This is a genomic window from Pedobacter humicola (assembly GCF_056490705.1).
In genome coordinates, this window is the sequence record NZ_JBWJIG010000005.1 from 117312 (window position 1) to 138342 (window position 21031).

Consider the following 21031-nt stretch of genomic DNA (forward strand, 5'->3'; position numbering starts at 1 on the left):
AGATACCTGATGGGGTACCCAAGCTTACCTTCAACTGTTTAAGGATTTGGTTTAGGTTTGATTAATGATCTTAAAATTTTAATATAAGGCTGCGGTTGCGTTTTTATCTTTTGTAGATAATACCGTTGCACCCGAGCCGCACTGGCCGCCATTCATGAGGGATGAAGCATCGGTTCCGGTAACACCAGGCACATTTGTTGCACTCGATTCGCCTATGGCAGCCCAATTGGTATGTCGGAACGAGATGCAATGACCAAACTCATGGCAAATGGTTCTGGCACGTTGAGCAAATGAATTGCCTGCAATATAATTTTTATTGATTTTAACCAAAGCACCTGCGCTTCCGCCAGATGGGAATTGGCCCTGGCCACAAACACCATTTCCTAAATTTTCATTTTTGATCAGGATGTCGTAGGGAGCGGTAGTTACGGTGCTGAAGCGCAAAGTTGAATTTGGAACAGCATTCCATTGCGCAATCGCACTATTGATTTCGCTGCTCATAGAAGTCATGGATGCATCTACAAAAATCCTGATGTTCAGTTTTTTCGTAGCGTTTACAATGCTTCCGGTGTAATACTGTTCCGTTCTTGGCCCGGCTGTTGTAACTGGAATTTCCATGTCTTTAGGGAATAAAATATCTTCCTCAACAACATACTCATTTCCATTGTCAACAATGCTCGATTCAGGAAAGCCAAGGTTTTTAATGTGCTGTAAAACCTTATCGGCGTTTTTTACTGTTTCTTGTGGTTCTGTTATTGACGATTCCTGGTTTTTTTTGCAGGCTGCAAATACTACCGCAACCATCGCAACAATAGCGATCTGTTTTAGATTTTTTTTCATGGGATTTAAGTTAGTTAGTCCTTAATAGCTGATAAACAAATGTAAAAGAACGTGTTACATGAATTCTTCTCCTTGACAGAATTTTACACGAAAACTTAATCAGTCTACTTTGTAAATGTTTAAATCTATATATGTATTTAAAAATTTACACGAACAATCTGTTTGATCTGTATTTTTTGGTTAAATAAGAATTGTTGGAAAGAAGCGGCTTTGTTCGGATGTTACCTGCTATCAAAAAGCGACAGCTACCAGTTAATTCTTCTTAACTTACCGAAAAACGGCCATAAGGGCTTAAAATCTGATCATATGCCAAAAGAGAATGTAGCCTTACAGGCGAAGGTTTTTTATATCACTTAAATAATTCGAACAATGGAAAATGTAGGATGGAATTCTTTTTTATAAATATTTTTTAAGTTGATTTTTGCACTGCCATAGGGTTGTCAGTGGCCTGTATTTTCTTTGTATAACAAAAACAAAATACTATGATACAGGAACAATTATTCGCAGAAACAATGGAAGAAACTTCCCTTGTGTATTTAATGAAAAATTATGCAAACTATAATTTCTGGGCAAATTTAACCTTGATCAACTGGTTAAAAAAACATCCGCAGCAATTATTGGAGCAAGAAGTATTGTCGAGTTTTAAAAGTGTTAAGTTAACCCTCGCCCATATTTTACAAACACAGGAATATTGGTATTCGATCCTGACTAAAACAGAATTTGAATATCGGGAATACGGTAGTTTAACCGCTATTTTTGAAGACCTGTTGAAACAGTCGGAAAACCTGGCTGTTTATATTACCGCAATCAGTGAAGACAGGTTTAATGAAAAAACAGAGATTCAAAGCCCCTGGTTTACTTCTGACTTTCAGAATTTTGAATATGTACTGCATGTTTTTAACCACAGTACCTATCACCGCGGGCAGATCATTACCATCTGCCACAATTTGGGAATTACCGGAGCCCCGATGACGGATTATAATTTCTATAATGTAATGGCCAAATAACAATCGCTACTTGATAAAAAAAGCCAGGTCGAAAACTCATATTCAATGAATTTTCGACCTGGCTTCTGTCTGTTACGATTTTTTTGATTATTTCTTATTGTCGTATTTCCGTTGATTGTCTTTGTTGGAAGTCTGATCAGACCGTTGGCCACCGCCATTGGTAATGCCCTGGATTTTTTTATCCGTTTTAATATCGTGATTAGCCCTGTCTGCTATCGAACTGCCCTGAACGGTTGGGTTGTTTTTTGGTGTGCTCGTATTTTTCATAACTGTAAAATTTAGTGAATAATATTACGGAACGCTGTAATAACAACCAATGGGGGCTGGATAAGTTTTATTTTTTTGAATTAGTTCTCTATTTTAAGCGCAGTACGGCAAGCCATGATTAGGCAACTAATGTGAACAATAAACTAATAACCAATCATCAAAAATCGGCTACTGGGTTAGTTACTAATGAACCAATGACCCAACTAGTACAACAAAAATATAGTTGGCTTTTTATGCAGATCTATCTCCTCTTTACGCCAGTTGTATACACTTTGTGTTTTGATAAACTCATCCTCGGCAGTAAGGTTACTGGCCACGCAAACCTGTGTATTGGGTTTACAGCTCTTCAACACCTCTTCGAAAAGCTGATTGTTGCGAAATGGCGTTTCGATAAAAATCTGGGTCTGTTTATAACGGCTTGCCGATAAATCCAGATCTTTGATCCTTTTGGTGCGCTGTTCTTTATCGATGGGCAAATATCCCCAAAAGGCAAAACTCTGGCCATTAAAACCCGATGCCATCAAAGCCAGTAAAATGGAACTCGGGCCTACCAATGGAACCACTTTAATCCCGCGTTTATGTGCTTCAGCAACAATATCGGCACCTGGGTCAGCAATGCCCGGACAACCTGCTTCGCTCATTAGGCCTACATCTTTCCCGGCAGCAAGCTCGACAAAAAACTGGCCTAAGTCTGTTCTGTTGTGTTTACCATAGTCGTGTACGATTAAATCTTTCTGTGGTGTTTTTAAACCTGCCTCTTTTAAAAAGCGACGGGCTGTTTTACTGTTTTCTACGATGTAAGTATCAATCTGGTTAATGGTATCAACCAAATAAGGGGTAAAAGTTTTGTGTGCTACCTCTTCAGCCAATGGTACGGGAATAAGGTATAGAGTGCCTTTTTGCATGGCACAAAAATACTTACAATAAATAGAATTTAAGTTCTAAAGTTTATGGTAATAGCAATATAATCTCTTTTACAAACAAAGGTGTAGCAAATTTTATTTCTAACTGACTTATTTTCTGCACAATTAAACCGGGCATAAAACGTTAAATATTAGTTAAATATGCCTTGTAGGGCAATATTTGCGGGAAAATGTAAAAACTATGCTTGCATATTAAACCTTCGGTATTTTTGGTTCTCTAATTGATACACACACATTAGGTTATTAAAATAAAACACACAAATGAAAACACTGAAATCTACGGCACTTGTGCTGGGGCTCTTTGCGCTCCTTGCCGGAACCACAACCCTTGTCAGGGCACAAGACTATCAAAACGATTACCAGGATGATGGTTACAGCACTGGCAACGTTTCTTTACAGACTTTTTACGATGAACTTTCGCCCTATGGAACCTGGATTCAGGATCCGCAATATGGTTATGTTTGGCGCCCTGATGTAGATCAGAACGAATTTCGTCCTTACTACACAAACGGACGTTGGGCCATGACCGAATACGGTAATACCTGGGTTTCCAATTATGATTGGGGCTGGGCACCTTTCCACTATGGCCGTTGGGTAATTAACAGTTACCGGCAATGGATCTGGTTACCTGATACCAATTGGGGACCAGCATGGGTAGATTGGAGAAGTGGCGATGGTTATTATGGATGGGCCCCAATGGCACCAAGTATCAGCATTAATCTGAGCTTTGGTCGCCGCTATTCAGTACCAGAATTCTGTTGGAACTTTATTCCACAACGTAATATTTATATCAATAGCTTCCCAAGGTACGATTACGGTCGGAACAATATCTATATCCGCAATACCACGATCATCAACAATACTTATGTGTATAACAGAAGGAATTATTATGGTGGTCCACGGATTGAAGACATCAGACGTGCAACCAATAGAGATGTAACGGTTTATAGATATTCGCAAGGTTCAAGACCTGGCGCAAGCAGGATAAACAGTAGGGAAGTATCGATTTACAGACCAAGACCAGAGCGTAATGCAGATAACCGTAGTGCGGCGCCAAGAAAATTTGAGCAAGGAAATGCAGGCATCAGCAGAGGTGGAAGAAATGAAGGTTATACCAACCGCGATCAAAGAGGAGGTACGCCTAACAACAACGATAACCGTTTTGGTTCGAGAGATAACCGTACTGCACAACCTGATAGGCCTAATGGTACTCCAGGCAGAGATAACAATAACACTCAGCCTAATAATAGGGGTGAGGCTTACAACAGGGATGCAAACGGACGTATTAGCCGTAACAACAGCACTGGTGTAGACGGAAGAAACGGACAGGAAAATGTTAACCGTGGTCAGGATCAGCAACGTTTAGAGCAGATCAGACAACAGCGCGCTCAACGTGATGTTCAGGGGCAGCAACGTGGTCAGGTAGATCAGCAACAACGTGCTGCTCAAATGGAGCAACAAAGGGCGCAACGTAACGAACAATTGCAACAACAACGCACTCAGCAGGCTCAGGGACAACAACAAGAAAGAACACAGCGTGATGCCCAGGCACAACAGCAACGTAATGAGCAGATGCAACAACAACGTGCACAACAGGCTCAGGCCCAGCAGCAGGAAAGAGCTCAGCGTGATGCTCAGGCTCAACAACAACGTAATGAGCAAGCGCAACAGCAACGTGCACAACAAGCACAGGCCCAACAACAAGAAAGGGCTCAGCGTGATGCTCAGGCTCAACAGCAACGTGCACAACAACAGCAACAAGAGCGTGCACAACGTGATGCTCAGGCGCAGCAACAAAGAGCACAACAACAGCAGCAGCAACAACAACAAAGACAAGAACAACGAAGAACAGAAGCTCCGCCACAACAAAGAAGTAGTGGTGAAAGTGGAAGACCATCAAGAGGTGGCAGAGGATAAAATGGAAAGTCCCGATGAAAGTCGGGACTTTTTTGTTTAAAAGACATATACTTAATAGCAAGATGATGGAAATTGTTAATGTTTTGATTTGGAAATGAACCCTAAGTACAACTTCGGGAGCATCAGTCCCGTTATTCGCTATAGTCCCGATGAAATATCGGGAGCTGCCGCTGCTACCGGGTTTAGAAACAAAGGGTCGTGCAAATCAGCACCGGCCAAAAACAGCATCGCTTAATTGCCAAATAGACCCCATCCGATCGCTATCAGATGCGAGGTAGGTTGCAATCTTGCAACTATCGCTACTAGCGAGTGTATCCAGACTGCTTAAATCTCAGGAAGATTTATTGTCCCGCTGCGGCATGAAGATGACTTAAATCAGTTCCCCTAAAAGTGCTTTCGGCATTCGGATGCAGGTTTTCCGGGTCGAGTAAAAAGGTACTTATCCCCAGTTCGAGTCCGAATTTAATTTCCGATTCAGCATCATCGCCAATGATTAAGATATCATCGGTTTTGAGGTTGTATTGATCAATCAACAGTTTAAAAGCTTCTTTTTTATTGCTTGTTGAAACATCCACAACGTGTACATGTTCAAAATCATCCGCTATGCCCAACATCCTTACTTTCGAAGTTTGCTGTTTCTGAAAACCTGCAGTTACAATAAACTTTCTTCCCTTAAGGCTTTTGATGTAGTGGTAATCGTCACTCGGTTTTAATGTTTTGGTTACCTGGCGGTTTTGCAGATAAGCCAGTATATCTGGCATCACTTCTTCCCTAAAGCCATATTTTTTGGCCACTTTTTGAAATGGCGTTCTAAGCATATCCTGTTTTGCGAGCTGAAAATCTTCTTTACTGATCCCTAAGTCCAAACTTTCCAGGAAATTGTATAACTCACCCGTTAACTGTTCTTCATTCGGTTTGGTAAAATAGATGGTATTGTCTAAATCGATAAAAAAAATATGCTTCATGTAAGTGAAATGATTTATGTTGTAATAAAACCAAAACAACAAGTGCTAATTAATGTTTAATTATTAAAGACTAAAGTTATGACAAAGGAAACAAAAATTATAGTAGGCGTATTAGCTGGAGCAGCACTTGGTGCAACAATCGCATTGGCCTTATCTTCAGATTCGACAAGCGATTTAAAAGGTAAAGTATCAGACTTTTTTGCTGATCTGTTAGATGCTTCAAAAGATAAATTAGCAGGTTTAGCCGATAAAGCAACCGGTGTTGCAGATAAGGTGAAAGATAAAATATCAGAAATAAATGCTTAAAGAATTGGAAGTGCCGGATTTATCCGGCATTTTTATTCTATATATTCTAACCAGCATTTAAATGAACATTGCTTTTCATGGTGCCGCCCGTACCGTTACGGGGAGTAAGCACCTTATTACCTTAAAAAACGGCACTCAAATATTATTAGATTGTGGCTTATTCCAGGGGATGGGCCACGTTACCGATAAATTAAACGACTATTTTGGTTTCAATCCCAAGAAAGTAACTTATCTCGTATTATCTCACGCACACATCGATCATTGTGGCTTATTGCCAAAATTGGTTGCAGAGGGTTTTGAAGGAAAAATTTTCTGTACTTCGGCAACAATGGATCTTGCCCGTATTTTAATGATGGATTCTGCCAAGATCCAGATGCAGGATGCTGAGTTTTCGAACCGCCACCTACACAAGGGTGAGGAAATGGAGGAGCCACTTTATACTGAAGAAGATGTTACCAAAACACTTAGTCAGATGAAAATAGTAGAGTATGAAGAAGATTTCGAGATCGAGACTGGAATCCGTCTGAAATTTACAGATGCAGGCCATATTTTGGGCAGTGCTGCGGTACACCTCACAATTACAGAAGACAGAAAGCCTACACGCATTACTTTTTCTGGTGATGTTGGCCGCTATGGCGACCTGCTTTTAAAAAGTCCGCAACAGTTTGACCAGGCCGATTATATTTTAATGGAATCTACCTATGGCGATTCGCTGCATAAAGACCTCGATCCGATCGAAAATATGCTTTTGGAGATCATTAACAATACCTGCAAAATTAAAAAGGGCAAGGTCATCATTCCTGCTTTTGCGGTTGGCCGTACCCAGGAACTGCTGTATGCGTTGAACGGTTTAGAGCTGAAAGGCAAACTGCCCGATATTCCTTATTATGTAGATAGTCCATTGTCATCAAAGGCAACCGAAATCCTTAAAAACCATCCTGAAGTATACAACAACGGTGTTAAGGAAATCTTAAAGGTTGATCATGATGTATTTGCGTTTAAAGGACTGCGTTTTATTGAAAGTGTTGAAGAATCGAAAGCTTTAAATGCTGATCCAAGGCCTTGCGTGATTATTTCCGCATCAGGAATGGCCGAGGCTGGCCGGGTAAAACACCACATCAGGAATAATATTGGCAACCAGAAAAACACCATTTTAATGGTAGGCTATTGCGAGCCCAATTCGCTTGGCGGTAAATTAATTGCGGGACAAAAGGTCGTCGAGATCTTTCGTGAACAACTTGATGTTAAAGCTGAAGTACGTTCGATCAAATCGATGAGTGCGCATGGCGATTATGAAGATTTATTGCACTTTTTATCTTGTCAGGACCCTGCAAAAGTGAAACAGTTGTTTTTGGTGCATGGCGAATATGAAGTACAGCAACATTTTGCCAGCAGGTTGAAGGACAAAGGTTTTAAACATGTCGCTATTCCGGAATACCATCAGGTATTTGAGATTGAGTAATATAAAATGTTGATCATGATATAAAGTTGGTTCGGATTTATAATCCGGACCTTTTACTTTTAATCTGGCCTTACACATATCTTTTTAAGAGACAGGATTACAAATCCCGGCCAATTGCGATATTATAATTTCCATCGACCCTCATACATCCTCCATCTTCCATTTTCCCTATCTTTGCCTTATGGATGTTTTTGGTAAAGCGTTAACAGATATTTACAGAACAGGCGAAGCAGATACGCTTTGGTTGCACAATTCGTATGGAGAGCCAGAAGAAATGCCTTTAGAATTTTTCTTCCGTGATGATGAAGATATGCCTGTTTTAGAACTTCAGGCGTTGCAGATGTGCAATGGAAAGGTATTGGACATTGGCGCTGGTGTGGGAAGTCATGCCTTACTTTTACAGGCTTTTAATATCGATGTAACAGCTATAGATATTTCGGAAGCAGCAGTAAACATCATGAAAGACCGTGGCGTAAAAAAGGCGCTGTTACAAGATGTTTTTGTTTATGAAGAGAAATTCGATACCATTATCATGCTCATGAATGGGATTGGCCTTACCGGGACTTTGCCTGGTTTTAAGGATTTTCTAATCAAGCTGAAAGAGCTTATCAACCCTAACGGACAAGTGATTTTCGATTCTTCTGATATTGCTTACTTATATGAAGACATGCCAAAGCCACTAAACCAATATTATGGTGAGGTATCGTACCAATACGAATATAAGGGCGAAAAAGGCAACTGGTTCAACTGGATTTATGTTGATGAAGAAACCATCAAACGTACTGCAAAAGAAACCGGATGGGATACAGAAATGATTTTCGACGATGGTGAAGATCAGTATTTGGTCAAATTGACTTTGACGCAATAATTTAAAAGTCATAAAACTTTTCGTGATCGTATTTTAATCAACAGGCTCATAGATTTGTTAGATAAGCATATGAGCAATAGGAAAATTAAAATAAGTGTTTTAGATCAATCGCCGGTACGTAAAGGTGTAACCGCCCGCCGTGCCATTGAGGAAACCACTATACTTGCACAAGAAACCGAGCGGCTGGGTTATCACCGTTTTTGGGTTTCGGAACATCACAATACCACCAGTTTAGCGGGTTCTACCCCGGAGATCTTAATTGCCCATCTGGCCAATCATACCAAAACGTTAAGGATTGGCTCTGGAGGCATTATGCTGCCCAATCATAGTGCACTAAAAGTAGCAGAGAGTTTCCGTCTATTAGAGGTGATGCACCCCAACCGGATCGACCTGGGGATGGGTAGGGCACCGGGTACTGACCGGATTACGGCTTCGATGCTTAATCCATCAAATACCTGGAGCGAGCAGGATTTTGCAGAGCAGTTGCGCGAATTGCAGCACTATCTGCACGATACTTCTGATGGTGGCATTCAGGCCAAAATAAAAGCCATACCGATTTCGGATACGGTGCCAACACAATGGCTTTTAAGCAGCAGCGGCCAAAGCGCTTTATATGCGGCACATTTTGGAATGGGCTTTTCTTTTGCGCATTTTATCAACCCTGTTGGTGGTGCACAGGCTGTTCAATACTATCGTGAACATTTTAAACCTTCGGTAGATCTGGCACATCCTGTTGAAAATGTGGCGCTTCATGTTTTTTGTTCGGAAGATGAAGAAAAGGTAAAACAACAGGAAGCGTTAATGAGTTACCGTTTTTTACAACTGGAAAAAGGTAAGGGATTGCCTGCAGTGGGCTGGGAGGATATCAAAGATGTGAGTTATAATGTTGCGGAGCAGGAAAGAATTAATGCCAATAAACAGCGGATGATTTACGGTACACCTGCAGTTATTAAGGAGCGGCTTACCCAACTGGCAACTGATTATGATGTGGATGAACTGATGGCAGTTACCATTACCGAGCATTTTGAGGATAGGGTAAGATCGTATGAATTGTTAGCGGAGGTACTTTTATAAGAAAAGTCGTCATTGCGAACTAAAGAAAACGGATCGCTGGGAGTGAAGCAATCTATTTTTTTAACTAACAAGATTGCTTCGGCCCGCAATGACGATCATATTAGAAATGAACGGTAATCAATTTAAAAACTAAAGAAGGTTTGTCTGCCACCTACTTTTTGTCCAAAGTTTTGGATGTTGTAAGTAAGGGTAAGCATGCCATATCTGCCCAGGTTATTGCTCTGCGTATCGATAATACTATTTCCGGTAATCTGGATGTTTCTACGCACGTTGCTCTGCAAAATATCGTTTACCGAGAATTTTAACTGTGCCCTATCGTTTTTCATAAACAGGTAAGTTAAGGCCGCATTCCAGAATTTGATATTGTTGTTATATCCGGCAACTTTTTGATCGTTGATGGTTAAAGAATAGCTGGTTTCAAAAACCAGTTTTTTGGGATAGCGGATAATGAGTTCGGACGTGCTTTGATGTGTATTGTAACTCACGTTGGTATAATAACTGTCATCATACCTGCTGCGGTTCAGGTTTACTGAATACGATTGGTTGATCTCTACCTTATCGTTCAGGTTTAACCTTACACTTCCATTAGGGCCCACATAAAATATATTGGCATCGCTCTCCACGTTGTTCACAATAACCGGGCTATGATCAAAATTGGCCCAGAAACCTAAACCTACTTTTACACTTGTTTTATCCTTTTTAAAATCTTTTGAAATATTGGCTCCGCCGCTAAAATTATACATGCCGTTTTTGTTAACCGGGTTAACCGTTTGTACACCATCTTTGATGGTAATCGAATTCACAATACCGTTTTTTGTGAAATTGCCATACCCATATAAATTGTAATTGATCAGGCTTTTAGGATCATATTTATACATATTCATGCTTAAACCCTGCATACGGGCGGGCAATAGATTTGGGTTTCCATTTCTGATGTAAAATGCATTGGTATTGTCGGCCACTGGCTGAAGATAACTTACGTTGGGCTCTGTAAAACGGGCCGAGTAGTTAAAGCGGAATATTTTATATTTTAGCTGGAAGGTTGGCCACATAAAATTATAACGCTGATTGATAGCTGCGCTATTGGTGAAACGGTTGTTTAACGAAATGTAATTGTGCACCAAACCGGGCTGCAGATAAAGGTCTTTTGTTACTTTATAACCCAGGCTGATGTTTGTATTGGTTTTAAAACCAGCCTGTTTAACTGTTTGTGATAAATCTGGTACAACAATATCGTAAAGCTGATTGGCCGGATTGCGGTAAAAAGTGCTTAATGCATTTTCGTTGTTGATGATGTTGCCGCTTACATCTGCCTTGAAATTCAGTTTTTTACTGATCGGTTCGGTATAGTTGCCATAAAGATACCCTCTAAAGTTGTCGATAGTATTGTTCCTCAGCTGATCAATCTCCGAAGTAGAGGGAGTGAGGTAAAAGACACTATTGCTTCTGTTGTAGTTGATCATCGGATTTGGGGTAGCTGAAATATCGGTGCCTAAGTTTAAAGATCTTCCTGCTTTTTTAAAATCCTTACTAAAATCGGCCCTTAACTGGTATTTATTGCTCGAAGTATTGAGGTCGTTTAAGTTTTCGAGGGTGTTGATGAGTTGGTTGTTTGCATTGTTGTTGCGGGAAGAAACCTTGCTTACCGAATTGTTTGAGCTCAGTATAACTGCAGGTTCAATGGTCAGTTGTGTTAGCGAGTCGATCTGCCAATCTAGTTTTCCGCCGATATTGTGTTTAAGGATTAGCGAGGTGGTATTTTCGTTGGCATTGGTAATCAATCGATCTGTGCCTAGTGTTTGGTTGGTGTTGGTGAGTTTTTCTAAAAGATTGTCTGATCGACCGAAAAAATATTGAGTATTGATCTTGATTCCCTTTTTGGTTAGGGTGTTAAAATTAAAACCGCCACCTGATGAGGCTTGTACACCATTGTAGGTTCCACCGAAATTAATGCCATTGAATTCGAAGTAACCACCAGAACTCATCATCATAGAATTTACACCGCTTCTGCTAAAGCCACCAATGCGCTGCACATCATTTGGATTAAAGCCTGGCTGATTGATGTTGTTGGCATAAGCCAATATACTTACCTGCGTAGTATCTCTAAAAAAGTTCATTAATCCGCCAGCCTGATAGAGGTCTTTTAATCCACCACCTGCATATAACTTACCAAAGGCTCCTTTTTTAATGGCTTTTTTCAGCTTTAGATTAATAATCTGTGGTATTTCGGCCGCGGTTAGGTCAGGATCACGTCTTTTGGCCTGTTTATCATCCACTACCTGTACCTTATCGATAATGTTTGCAGGCAGGTTTTTGGTTGCAATTTGTTGGTCGCCACCAAAAAATTCTTTTCCGTCTACTAAGATTTTACTCACGGCCTTACCGTTTACCTGGATAGACCCATCGGCTGCAATGGCCACGCCCGGAAGCTTTTTCAACAGATCTTCTACTACCGCTGAGGGCAATGTTTTAAAAGATTCTGCATTAAATTCGATGGTATCTTTACGTACAATAACAGGTGGTCTTTCTGCTGAAATGACTACTTCGTTTAAATCGTTGGCCTTAGTAGAAAGATAGAGGGTGCCCAGGTTCAAGGCTGGGTTGGTGGTGGTGAGTTCTACTTCTTTCCGGTAGGTTCCGTATTGCCATGCCGTTACCACCAAACGGTATTTAATACCAATGGTTAAACCATTGATCTTAAAAATCCCCTTATCGTCCGATAATTTATAAGTGCTCAATACACTATCGCCAACTTTATACACCGAAACCGTTGCATAATTTAAGGTGGTTTTATGGTTGGCGCTATCGGCTAAAATCCCGGTGATGCTGCCATTTTTTTGTGCAAACAGATTAGAAATAACCAAGGTTAAAACGAACAAAAGTAAAAGTTTCCTCATATATGTTTTTGAATAAACAAGCTAAAATTATCAGCTATTTTTCGATGGTATAGATAAATGTGATGAACGCTAAAAAATATGTGACAGACGATATTTTGACCCAGTCTACCAGTAGACGCAAAAAGTGTTTAAATGTTGCATCATTCTTTGTGTTTAACTAAATCTTTAGGTAAAAGTAATAGTGTTGAGCTGTTTTTGCAAATACACACGAAAAAATTACAAAGATTAAAAAAGAAAACCCCGTTGCTAATGCAAGGGGCTGAGAAAGCAATTATTGTTAATTTAGTGCAGATCGTTATAGTTGATGATTTTAACTTCCGGGTTTTTGGCTAAAATTTCTTCCATCCATTTGCGGTGCGATGCACCAACACCCACCACAACCCTTTTTGCTTTATTGGCTTTCGCCTGATCGATGATGTTTTTGCACATGCCTTCGTTCCTTAAAGTCCATTGCGCAATCATATCTTTTACCGTATCAGTTGGGAATCCCGCATAACCATAAAAGCACCGGCCACCATAAAAGTTCCAGGCCTCATCCAAAATACCATATTTTACGGTGTTCATGCCAGCATAAGGATCGGCATTGAAAACTTTCGATTCTTCAGGACTGTAACTCCAGTATTTTTCTATGGCTTTAACGGTTGCTGCTTCCTGCGAGGTGCTATCGGCTTTCGCTTTAGTTAATAACATCTTATATAATGAATCAGTTTTGCCCCAGGCTTCGCTCCATGGTTGATCATAAGTTTGGCAATCCATATTGTAAATCCGGTCTTGTTTTAACTGGTAAATAAGGGGGAAATAGATTTTACTGTACTCACTTCCGGGTCTATAAAAGCCTTTTTTCTTTAATGAATCGATATTTCCGAACATTTTTGCATATTCAACCTGTTCTTCTTTGCCAAAACTTTGTTTCATATAGTTTTCGAGTACAAAGATCTGATAATCGGCATTTCCCCTGTCCCAGTTTTTTGCATAGTTAACAGCTAAATTCATTCTTGTTTTGTGGTAGTAGGCAAATGAGTGAAGTGCTTTTTGGTCTTTTTTAATTTGTGCATCAATATTTTTCAGAGATGCCGGATTTAATTTTTCTACATAATCGTGTCCTTTTCTAAACGATTTTTTGGCCCAGTTATCTTCTTCCAGTTTGGCGTAATCGCCCTGGGGCAGATATTCGCCAAAAACCATATCAGGTTTAAAGTTTTTAAGCTTATCAATGATGGCCTGAAAATTTTGTGTCGATTTAGAATTGTCGTGGGCAGAGCCTACAATCACAATCTCGATTTGGTTTTGGGCATTCGATTTAATCGTAAATACCACCATTAGTATTAATGCAAAGCTAAGTTTTTGTATAGTTTCCATAATGAATCTTATTTCGTTTTTGTTGATTCAAAGATGGGCATACACGCTTTGCTGCTAAATTTAATTATCCCAAAGGCCTATAATATTATCCCAATTGGAGAAAATGGGAATATAAGGGTTAAGTATTCAGGATTAAGCGTTTGAATAGTGATTTAAGGTTTTCATCCTATAATGGAAGCTATTCCATCAGTTTTTGATTAAAACCAACGATTAATTTAAAGAGATCTTTATACTCGGTAAGGGGTAAAGTTTCTGGTTTATCAAATACATCGTGGTAGGCTGATGGGCCGCCCTGGGTGTAGATGAAAAATGCCGGAACACCTTTTTCGGTAAAAAAATAATGGTCGCTGTTTGCGGCTTTACCTCTTGAATTTATTTTGGAGATATAATGATTTTCATGGTTGATTCCATTTAACTCTGCAAATGCTTTTGGATAAACGGATGCATTAACTACCGTCATGCCCGCTTCGCCTGTACCTACCAAATCTAAATTAATGAGGAATTTAATTTTGCTTAAAGGCACTAATGGGTTTTCTACAAAATATCTGGATCCCAATAATCCAGCTTCTTCAGCTGCAAAGCAGATAAAACCAATCGAATAAGGTTGCGGATGAACGGCATAATATCTGGCTAAACTTAATAAAGAGGCCACACCAGCAGCATTATCGTTAGCGCCGGGGAAATAAGTTTCGGCACCCATTCCTCCCAAATGGTCATAATGCGCTGTAATGATTAAAAGAGAATCGGGGTATTTGGTACCTTTAACCAAACCGCAAATATTGGCTGCCTCAAAATCTGGAAGAAGTTTACTTTCGATATCGACACTGATTTCTTTTGGTACGGTAGCGAAATGCTTTTTATCCATTTGTATTGTTGTTTGCGCTCCAACTTCGCTAGCAACAGACCACGTGAGCTTATCTTTTAATAACAGATGTAACGACGGAGAAGCTTGATAATTTAGACTGTCGACCTGAATTAACCGGGCCTTCAGCTTAATACCCGGACTCTCATTGTTTACAATGAAATCTTTACCGGGAACAAGTTTTTGTCCGTTAATGGCTACCATCATTTTTCCCGGGAAGGTGTTTACAGGGAAATTAAAAGTCTGCTTATAAGATATGCCCATTGGCAGCAGGCCAATTTTTTGATATTCTACCCCAAGATAATCTGCCGCTTTTTTCATCCCATCTTTGGTATAACCCCTGCCCCAAAATTGTTTTGAGGTGAGGATGTTGACTAGATTTCTGGTATAGGTAGAATCTTGTGCGAAGGAGTAATTTGAGAGGAGGAAAAATGCAATTAAAAGAAAAATTCTCATGTCAAATTATTGAATAATGCAAGGGATTACTCTGCTTTGGGTAATTGTTTTGATTGATCAAACAACCTGATAATAGCATATGCAAGTGGGAAAAGAAGCGTTAAGGTAATTTCACGCGTTTGGAAATTAAATTTAAAGCATAGAATTGATAATGCACCCAGTGTCCAAACAATGCCGGCAGCGAGAAAATAGTTTTTAAAAAAGTTCATGAGATTTAACATTAGATATCTGCTAATATAGCGCTTAGTTGAGATTCTTACAAGCGTGGTTGTTGGTCTAGATTGCAAATTCCGACCAACAAAAAAATGGTTGATGGTTAACGGACCATTGCCATTAATCATCAACCATTTATTATATATTTATCGGTCTATTTTACCAAATAAGGCTGTAAAGCAGTTTTAATTTTTTCTTTGTTCTGGTTTGCGGTCCATTTTTCTTTGATCGATTGATCGCCCAAACTAAATAGGGTTTCGTAAAGCAATTTACCATTTGCCATGGTTTGTACCTTGAATGTGTTTTGTGAACCAATAATATCAGCCCAAACACCGCGTACATCAGCCCAATACGTTTGTTGACTTGCCCACCATTTTTGAGCATAAGCAAAAGTTTTAGGATCTATTTTGGTAAATTCCTCATAACCCTTTTCAACAGCCAATAATTTGTCGCCATTGGCAGAACGTACAACTTTTTTGTTGTCCTGTTCGAACATCCATCCATTTTTAGTAATGGTAATCCTGCTGCCACGGTTTAATACATTGTAATCTTTACGCACTGTAGATTCCCTTCTTGGTAACGGCGAATCGGTTTCGCTCGACCAAGAATCGTGTCCACCAACATGGCTCCAGGTTCCGTAACCCTGGTAACGTGGACTATCATCAACCTGATATACTTTTTGAGTCCATTTTCCTTTAACATCAGCAGGGGTTAAATTGCCTTTTTTCCATGCATTGCCTTCGGTATAAAGAATAATGTTGGTATCTTCATAGGTCCAATCCTGGCGCCAGTGTTTAATTACAGTGGTGTCGTTAATGGCCAGCATATGCTGGATTACAATTCTTTTAGGCTCATCAACAATGATCTCTGCCCATTCGTTGCCATGGCTTTCGTAAGGTTTGCTGAATTTATAGTTCGGATCAGGAGCAGTGACTTCGCCGTAGTTGAAGTTCACTTCATAAAAGCCAGCTAAAGATTTTATAGCCTTTCTATCCTGTTCTAGTTTTTCTTCCGGGGACTCAACTTTTGTTTGCGCAGGAGCATTAAGGGTAATCAAACCGGTTAATACTACAATTAGGGTTAAAAATTTCATTTTTATTATTAATTAGGGTGTGCTTATTTTTCCGCTACTGCGGGATTTTTTTTCTTTTTTCCTTTTCCCCACCAGATAATAAATCCGGTTATGGGCAAACTTGCTGCAATTAAACTGGCAAAAAATGCCATTATTTTTCCGGGTAAGCCTAAAATGGCGCCCACATGGATATCGTAGTTCATCCCGATAACCGTTTCACCTGCATTTTTTTCAGACTGGTTGGTTCTGTGTAATAGTTTGCCAGAATACTGATCAAACTGAAGCAGGTCGTAATTCCAAAAGGTCTCCTCACCACGGTAACCTGTGGCATAAATGGTTGCCGAACCGCCTTCTGCGGGCGACATTCCGATACGGTCTTCATTTTTGAAAATATTTCTGGCTTGCTCAAAAGCAATATCGAATGGAACTGCAGTTATCTTTTTTGTCGAATCAGATTTAACTTCTACCACTTTTGGTGGGGTAACACTTCTCGAAGCAACAACATAGACTGTAGTTTGAAACCATTGAAATGCCCATACCAGACCAGTTAAGGCCAGCATTAAACAGATCAGCATCACGTAGAAACCCAGCACATTGTGCATGTCGTAATTGATGCGTTTAAACTTGGCTTTCCATTTTACTTTAAAACTCTTGTCGAAATTAGATTTTTTAAGGTTTTTAGGCCACCACATCACCATTCCAGAGATGAGGAGAAATACAAATATGAAGGTAGACCAGCCGATAATCTGCTGACCGATGGGGTGATTGATCAGCAAACTCCAATGGATCATTTTTACTACAGCAAAAAACTCATACTTATGATCGGCAACCAGCGTTACTTTACCGGTATATGGATTTACCAATACCAGATCGTAATAATCAATAGAATCAAAATACCAGAAAGCCTTAGGATCGCCAGCTTTGTAAGTGCCAAATTCCCAGGCCCTTTCTGGTGTTTTGTATGTTGAAATAAAATTGATTTTCTTTTTATTGCCCAGTGCTTTTTCGGCATTGGCCTGTAATAAACTTAGGGGTAAAGTTTTTGGATTGGCAGGTACTTCAACAAAATATTTCTTACGATGAATGAGCTCGGTAATTTCTTTTTGAAATACATAGATACATCCGGTAACACCTAACATCAGCACGATTAAGCCAGATGCAATGCCCAGCCACAGGTGCAGCCAGTCGCTTATCCGCCTCAAACGCGATTTTTTGTTTTTTGATTTGGTTGATGTTTTTGTTAGTGCCATTCGCAATGCGGTATGAATAAAAGAACCAATCGGCCTTTTTTCGAGACCAACTGGCTTTAAATTTTAAGTATAATTTCGGTTATTTCACCTCAGTAGTATAAGTTACTAAATGCCAAACTTTTTCGTAGTCTTTTCCATTTAATTTTCCAGGAGTTTTATCTTCTGTAAATGCTTCAAGGAAATAATTTCCTTTTTTTTCTGGTTTAAAAGTGAATTTTCCTTCTGCATCGGTTTCAGTAGGCTGCGCTTTTCGCTCAGTATTTACAAGGGTTAACTTTTGTTTTGCAAAAGGTGCTTTGTTGTAAATCACCTGGTGAACTGAAGTTTCCCCAACGGTTAATGCGTGTTTATCAGGTCGGATGGTTAACGCTGCAGTAGCAGGAAAGGCCGTATTAATTTTAGCGTTTCCAACTGCAACATCTGCAAAGGCATAATATTCTATTTTGGCTTTTTCATAAACAGCAGCAACTTCATGTACGATAGAAAGTTTATAGGTGCCGTCCTGATCTGGAGTGAAACTGGCTTTAAAAAAATGTACGTCTGGGGTACTTGTTAAAACCTTCGTGGTTCCGTTCGGTGCGGTTAAAACCAGGCTAAATGCTTTCAGATTGCTGAACCATTTTGCAGCAGAATCAGGTTCGTTGCTTTCGTACTCTCCGAAAAAAACTTTCACTTCCTGCGCCTGTCCTTTTTTACCTGTTGAGGCTGTTTCTATCCATAAAGCATGTGCAAATGCACTAGAGATGCTAAAGGCCAGAAAGAAAAATAATAATGAGATTTTAGTTTTCATGTTTTCCGTTTTGGTTTTAAAAACAGGAGAAACTGATCTGATCCAGTCTCTCCTGATGGGGTAAATTAAAATTTGTATGCTATACTTACTCTGTAGTTTCTTGGTGCTTCTGCCTGCCATGAATACACCGCCTGATTATAGTCGGGTGCGTTCCAATAGTTGGTATAATAGGCTCCGCTGTATAAATACTTGTCTAAAATGTTAAACACGTTTGCCGTTATTTTTATCTTTTTATTGGCCCAGAATAAACCGCCATCCAGTTTAAAATAGTCGGGAAGATTTTCGTTAGCGTTTTCTCCACTATATGTTCCTACTGCTCTACCAGCCAGATAAGTAAATCCTCCTGAAATACCTGCACCTTTAAGCAAGCCATTCTGTAGTGAATAGGTTAACCATGCATTAGTGGTATGCTTTGAAAAACCCGGAACCACCTGGCCAACATAAACGCCCTCCACGCCGTCGGCAACTTTGGTCACTTTCGCATCGGTATAGGCATAGTTCGCGATTAAGTTTAATCCTTTGGCCAATTCACCACGGATATCAAACTCTACACCCTGTGCTCTTTTTTCGCCAATTACGATGCTAAAAGTTTCTCCTGCCTTATTGTTGGGATCCCCGGTAATCTCGTTTTGTTTGGTAATTCTATAAAGCGATAGGGTGGTGTTCCAACGGCCGTCAAACCAGTCTTTTTTGATACCAAATTCTTTATTGTTGCCGGTAATGGGTTTTGCGGTGCCACCATCCCGGAAAAAGCCGGTCTGTGGGGTAAATGCTTCATCGTAAACCGCATAAACAGAAGTATTTTTATCTACGGATACGCTTAAACCCACCCTAGGGGTAACATGCTTCGCTTTATCTGCCGGACTTCCATATGCCGATTGGTTAACGTAGGTATAACGGCCAGCAAGGGTTAAACGGACAATGTTGTTAAAAAAGCCCAGCTCATCCTGCACATAACCGCTCAGGTATTTCTGGTCCATTAAACCTCCCGCCGCAATTGCCCTTTGTAATAATGGTGTGCTACGGTCAAAGTTTGGATAACCGTTTGATGGGAATCCATAATTTGGGTTGTACAGGTCAAATGGAGCACTTGCCAAATCTAAATCGTGCGATTGGCCCCAATCTGCAATATAACTTTTCTTGCCACCATCAAATCCGGCTAAAATGCGGTGTACGATGCCTCCGGTTTTAACTGTTCCGTTAACAAATAACTGTCCTAATTTCATGGTACTTTCAGCATCCCATATACCAACATTTCGAATAACCGTACCATTTGCATTTATTACTGATGGCCAAGAGCTTGAGCCATTTTGTAAATATTTATAATAAGCCGCCTGTGCGGTTAGTTTCCAGTTTTGGCCTAGCTGTTGTGTTAAGTTCAAAGTCACGCTATGGTCGTTAATCCTTGTAGGCTGTACGCCAGGCTGTGTTAAGGTAAAGTCTCTTGGCAAACTTGCATAGCCGGCAGGGTTAAAGATGTAATAAGAACCTACCTCGGTCATTTTTGCATTTTGCAAAACATATTCTGCCGTTAATTTAGTGCTGGGGGTGATCTGATAGCTCAGTACTGGTGCGAAGCTGTAGCGGTCGTTTTTTTCGTATGGTCTAAATGAAGCTTTGTTTTGTGCCGCTGCGTTTAACCGGAATAGAAATTTTCCGTCTGCGGTTAGCTTGTGGTCAAAGTCTATGGTTGTACGGTACAGATCGAAACTGCCGGCATTAAATGAAACTTCACCCTGGTTTAAGCCAGTAGGTTTTTTGGTTACCACATTATACATTCCGCTTGGATCGCCATTGCCCAGCATAAAGCCCGCAGGACCTTTTACGAATTCGATATGGTCAACAAAGCTCATGTCTTCGGTAAGCGGCCCCCAATAAGACGAAACCACATTAAACCCATTGCGCATGGCTTGGATTTGAGATCCACGCATTAAGATATTGGTGTACATATCTCCCCAGTGCTCAAGGCGCACTGCACCGCTCACATTCCTGATCAAACCATCGCTCATGCTAATGATCTGTTGATCTTTAATAATCTGATTACTTACAATCTGAATGTTTTGCGGCGCTTCTAATAGCGGCTCGTTTAACCTAAGCGTAGCTGAAGGTAAGCTTACTTTGTATTTTTGGTTTATTCCGGCTACAGTAACTTCTTCCAGTACCTGATCGTTTTCTTTTAGTAAAAAATCAACAGTTTTGGTCTCACCAGCTACGATGGCAATGCTTTTTTCTGAAGGATCGATACCAACAGCAGAAGCCTTAATAATATAGGTGCCGGCTTTTACACGGTTAACGGTATAATTACCGTTTTCATCAGATGTAGTACCCTGGCCTTTGCCTTTTAAGCCAATTGAAATAAAAGCTGCAGGTTTTCCATTAGAGGTGCTCACCTTTCCCTTAATTGTGCCGAGTTGCTGTGCAAATGAAAATAGACTAAAAAGAGCGAGAAGGAACGTTAAGCTAATGGGTTTAATTTTATTCATTTTTAATATTTATTGTTGTT

18 protein-coding genes are annotated in these 21031 nt (G+C 40.1%); 6 read left to right on the plus strand and 12 right to left on the minus strand.

Annotated elements, in window-relative coordinates:
* Nucleotides 1–78: 78 nt before the first annotated feature.
* Nucleotides 79–840 carry a M57 family metalloprotease gene (locus AC04Q1_RS10220; protein WP_478364259.1) on the minus strand — a complete coding sequence of 254 codons (762 nt, stop codon included), beginning with the start codon at nucleotides 838–840 and terminating at the stop codon, nucleotides 79–81.
* A gap of 482 nt (nucleotides 841–1322) precedes the next feature.
* Between AC04Q1_RS10220 and AC04Q1_RS10225 the strand changes: the two genes are divergently transcribed.
* Nucleotides 1323–1847: a DinB family protein gene (locus AC04Q1_RS10225; protein ID WP_478364261.1), complete on the plus strand. Its 525-nt coding sequence runs from the start codon at nucleotides 1323–1325 to the stop codon at nucleotides 1845–1847.
* Between the two features lie 87 nt (nucleotides 1848–1934).
* Here AC04Q1_RS10225 and AC04Q1_RS10230 read toward each other — a convergent pair whose 3' ends face one another.
* Together AC04Q1_RS10230 and AC04Q1_RS10235 are read right to left on the minus strand one after the other, a co-directional pair.
* Nucleotides 1935–2114, minus strand: a complete 180-nt coding sequence (locus tag AC04Q1_RS10230; protein ID WP_316847763.1) for a hypothetical protein — start codon at nucleotides 2112–2114, stop codon at nucleotides 1935–1937.
* 203 nt (nucleotides 2115–2317) lie between these two features.
* Nucleotides 2318–3019 (minus strand): SAM-dependent methyltransferase, encoded by a 702-nt coding sequence (locus tag AC04Q1_RS10235; protein WP_055913180.1) that lies wholly within the window; start codon nucleotides 3017–3019, stop codon nucleotides 2318–2320.
* Between the two features lie 279 nt (nucleotides 3020–3298).
* Between AC04Q1_RS10235 and AC04Q1_RS10240 the strand changes: the two genes are divergently transcribed.
* Nucleotides 3299–4954: a DUF6600 domain-containing protein gene (locus AC04Q1_RS10240; protein ID WP_478364263.1), complete on the plus strand. Its 1656-nt coding sequence runs from the start codon at nucleotides 3299–3301 to the stop codon at nucleotides 4952–4954.
* 341 nt (nucleotides 4955–5295) lie between these two features.
* On the opposite strand, the gene AC04Q1_RS10245 is transcribed toward AC04Q1_RS10240, so the two are convergent.
* Nucleotides 5296–5919 carry an HAD family hydrolase gene (locus AC04Q1_RS10245; RefSeq protein ID WP_478364265.1) on the minus strand — a complete coding sequence of 208 codons (624 nt, stop codon included), beginning with the start codon at nucleotides 5917–5919 and terminating at the stop codon, nucleotides 5296–5298.
* A 78-nt stretch (nucleotides 5920–5997) separates the two neighbouring features.
* Here AC04Q1_RS10245 and AC04Q1_RS10250 point away from each other — a divergent pair, with 78 nt between their 5' ends.
* From AC04Q1_RS10250 to AC04Q1_RS10265, 4 genes are all read left to right on the plus strand, one after another.
* Entirely contained in the window at nucleotides 5998–6225 is a 228-nt protein-coding gene (locus AC04Q1_RS10250) for a YtxH domain-containing protein (protein ID WP_478364267.1), read from the plus strand.
* Between the two features lie 61 nt (nucleotides 6226–6286).
* Entirely contained in the window at nucleotides 6287–7687 is a 1401-nt protein-coding gene (locus AC04Q1_RS10255; RefSeq protein ID WP_478364269.1) for an MBL fold metallo-hydrolase RNA specificity domain-containing protein, read from the plus strand.
* 181 nt (nucleotides 7688–7868) lie between these two features.
* Complete coding sequence (locus AC04Q1_RS10260; RefSeq protein WP_478364270.1) at nucleotides 7869–8555, plus strand: class I SAM-dependent methyltransferase; 687 nt, start codon at nucleotides 7869–7871, stop codon at nucleotides 8553–8555.
* A 69-nt stretch (nucleotides 8556–8624) separates the two neighbouring features.
* Entirely contained in the window at nucleotides 8625–9629 is a 1005-nt protein-coding gene (locus tag AC04Q1_RS10265) for an LLM class flavin-dependent oxidoreductase (protein ID WP_478364272.1), read from the plus strand.
* A 122-nt stretch (nucleotides 9630–9751) separates the two neighbouring features.
* On the opposite strand, the gene AC04Q1_RS10270 is transcribed toward AC04Q1_RS10265, so the two are convergent.
* The 8 genes from AC04Q1_RS10270 to AC04Q1_RS10305 form a co-directional block, all read right to left on the minus strand.
* Complete coding sequence (locus tag AC04Q1_RS10270; protein ID WP_478364274.1) at nucleotides 9752–12526, minus strand: outer membrane beta-barrel protein; 2775 nt, start codon at nucleotides 12524–12526, stop codon at nucleotides 9752–9754.
* Between the two features lie 282 nt (nucleotides 12527–12808).
* Nucleotides 12809–13885, minus strand: coding sequence for a DUF5694 domain-containing protein (locus AC04Q1_RS10275; protein ID WP_478364276.1), 1077 nt, complete (start codon nucleotides 13883–13885; stop codon nucleotides 12809–12811).
* Between the two features lie 178 nt (nucleotides 13886–14063).
* On the minus strand, nucleotides 14064–15203 hold the full coding sequence (locus tag AC04Q1_RS10280; RefSeq protein ID WP_478364278.1) for a M28 family metallopeptidase: 1140 nt from the start codon (nucleotides 15201–15203) through the stop codon (nucleotides 14064–14066).
* A gap of 26 nt (nucleotides 15204–15229) precedes the next feature.
* Nucleotides 15230–15412 (minus strand): hypothetical protein, encoded by a 183-nt coding sequence (locus tag AC04Q1_RS10285; protein ID WP_478364280.1) that lies wholly within the window; start codon nucleotides 15410–15412, stop codon nucleotides 15230–15232.
* Nucleotides 15413–15570: 158 nt separating this feature from the next.
* Nucleotides 15571–16509, minus strand: coding sequence for a DUF6607 family protein (locus tag AC04Q1_RS10290; RefSeq protein WP_478364282.1), 939 nt, complete (start codon nucleotides 16507–16509; stop codon nucleotides 15571–15573).
* Between the two features lie 23 nt (nucleotides 16510–16532).
* Nucleotides 16533–17738, minus strand: coding sequence for a PepSY-associated TM helix domain-containing protein (locus AC04Q1_RS10295; RefSeq protein WP_478364284.1), 1206 nt, complete (start codon nucleotides 17736–17738; stop codon nucleotides 16533–16535).
* Between the two features lie 79 nt (nucleotides 17739–17817).
* Nucleotides 17818–18528, minus strand: coding sequence for a DUF4198 domain-containing protein (locus tag AC04Q1_RS10300; protein ID WP_478364286.1), 711 nt, complete (start codon nucleotides 18526–18528; stop codon nucleotides 17818–17820).
* Between the two features lie 65 nt (nucleotides 18529–18593).
* Entirely contained in the window at nucleotides 18594–21011 is a 2418-nt protein-coding gene (locus AC04Q1_RS10305; RefSeq protein ID WP_478364288.1) for a TonB-dependent siderophore receptor, read from the minus strand.
* Between the last annotated feature and the right edge of the window lie 20 nt (nucleotides 21012–21031).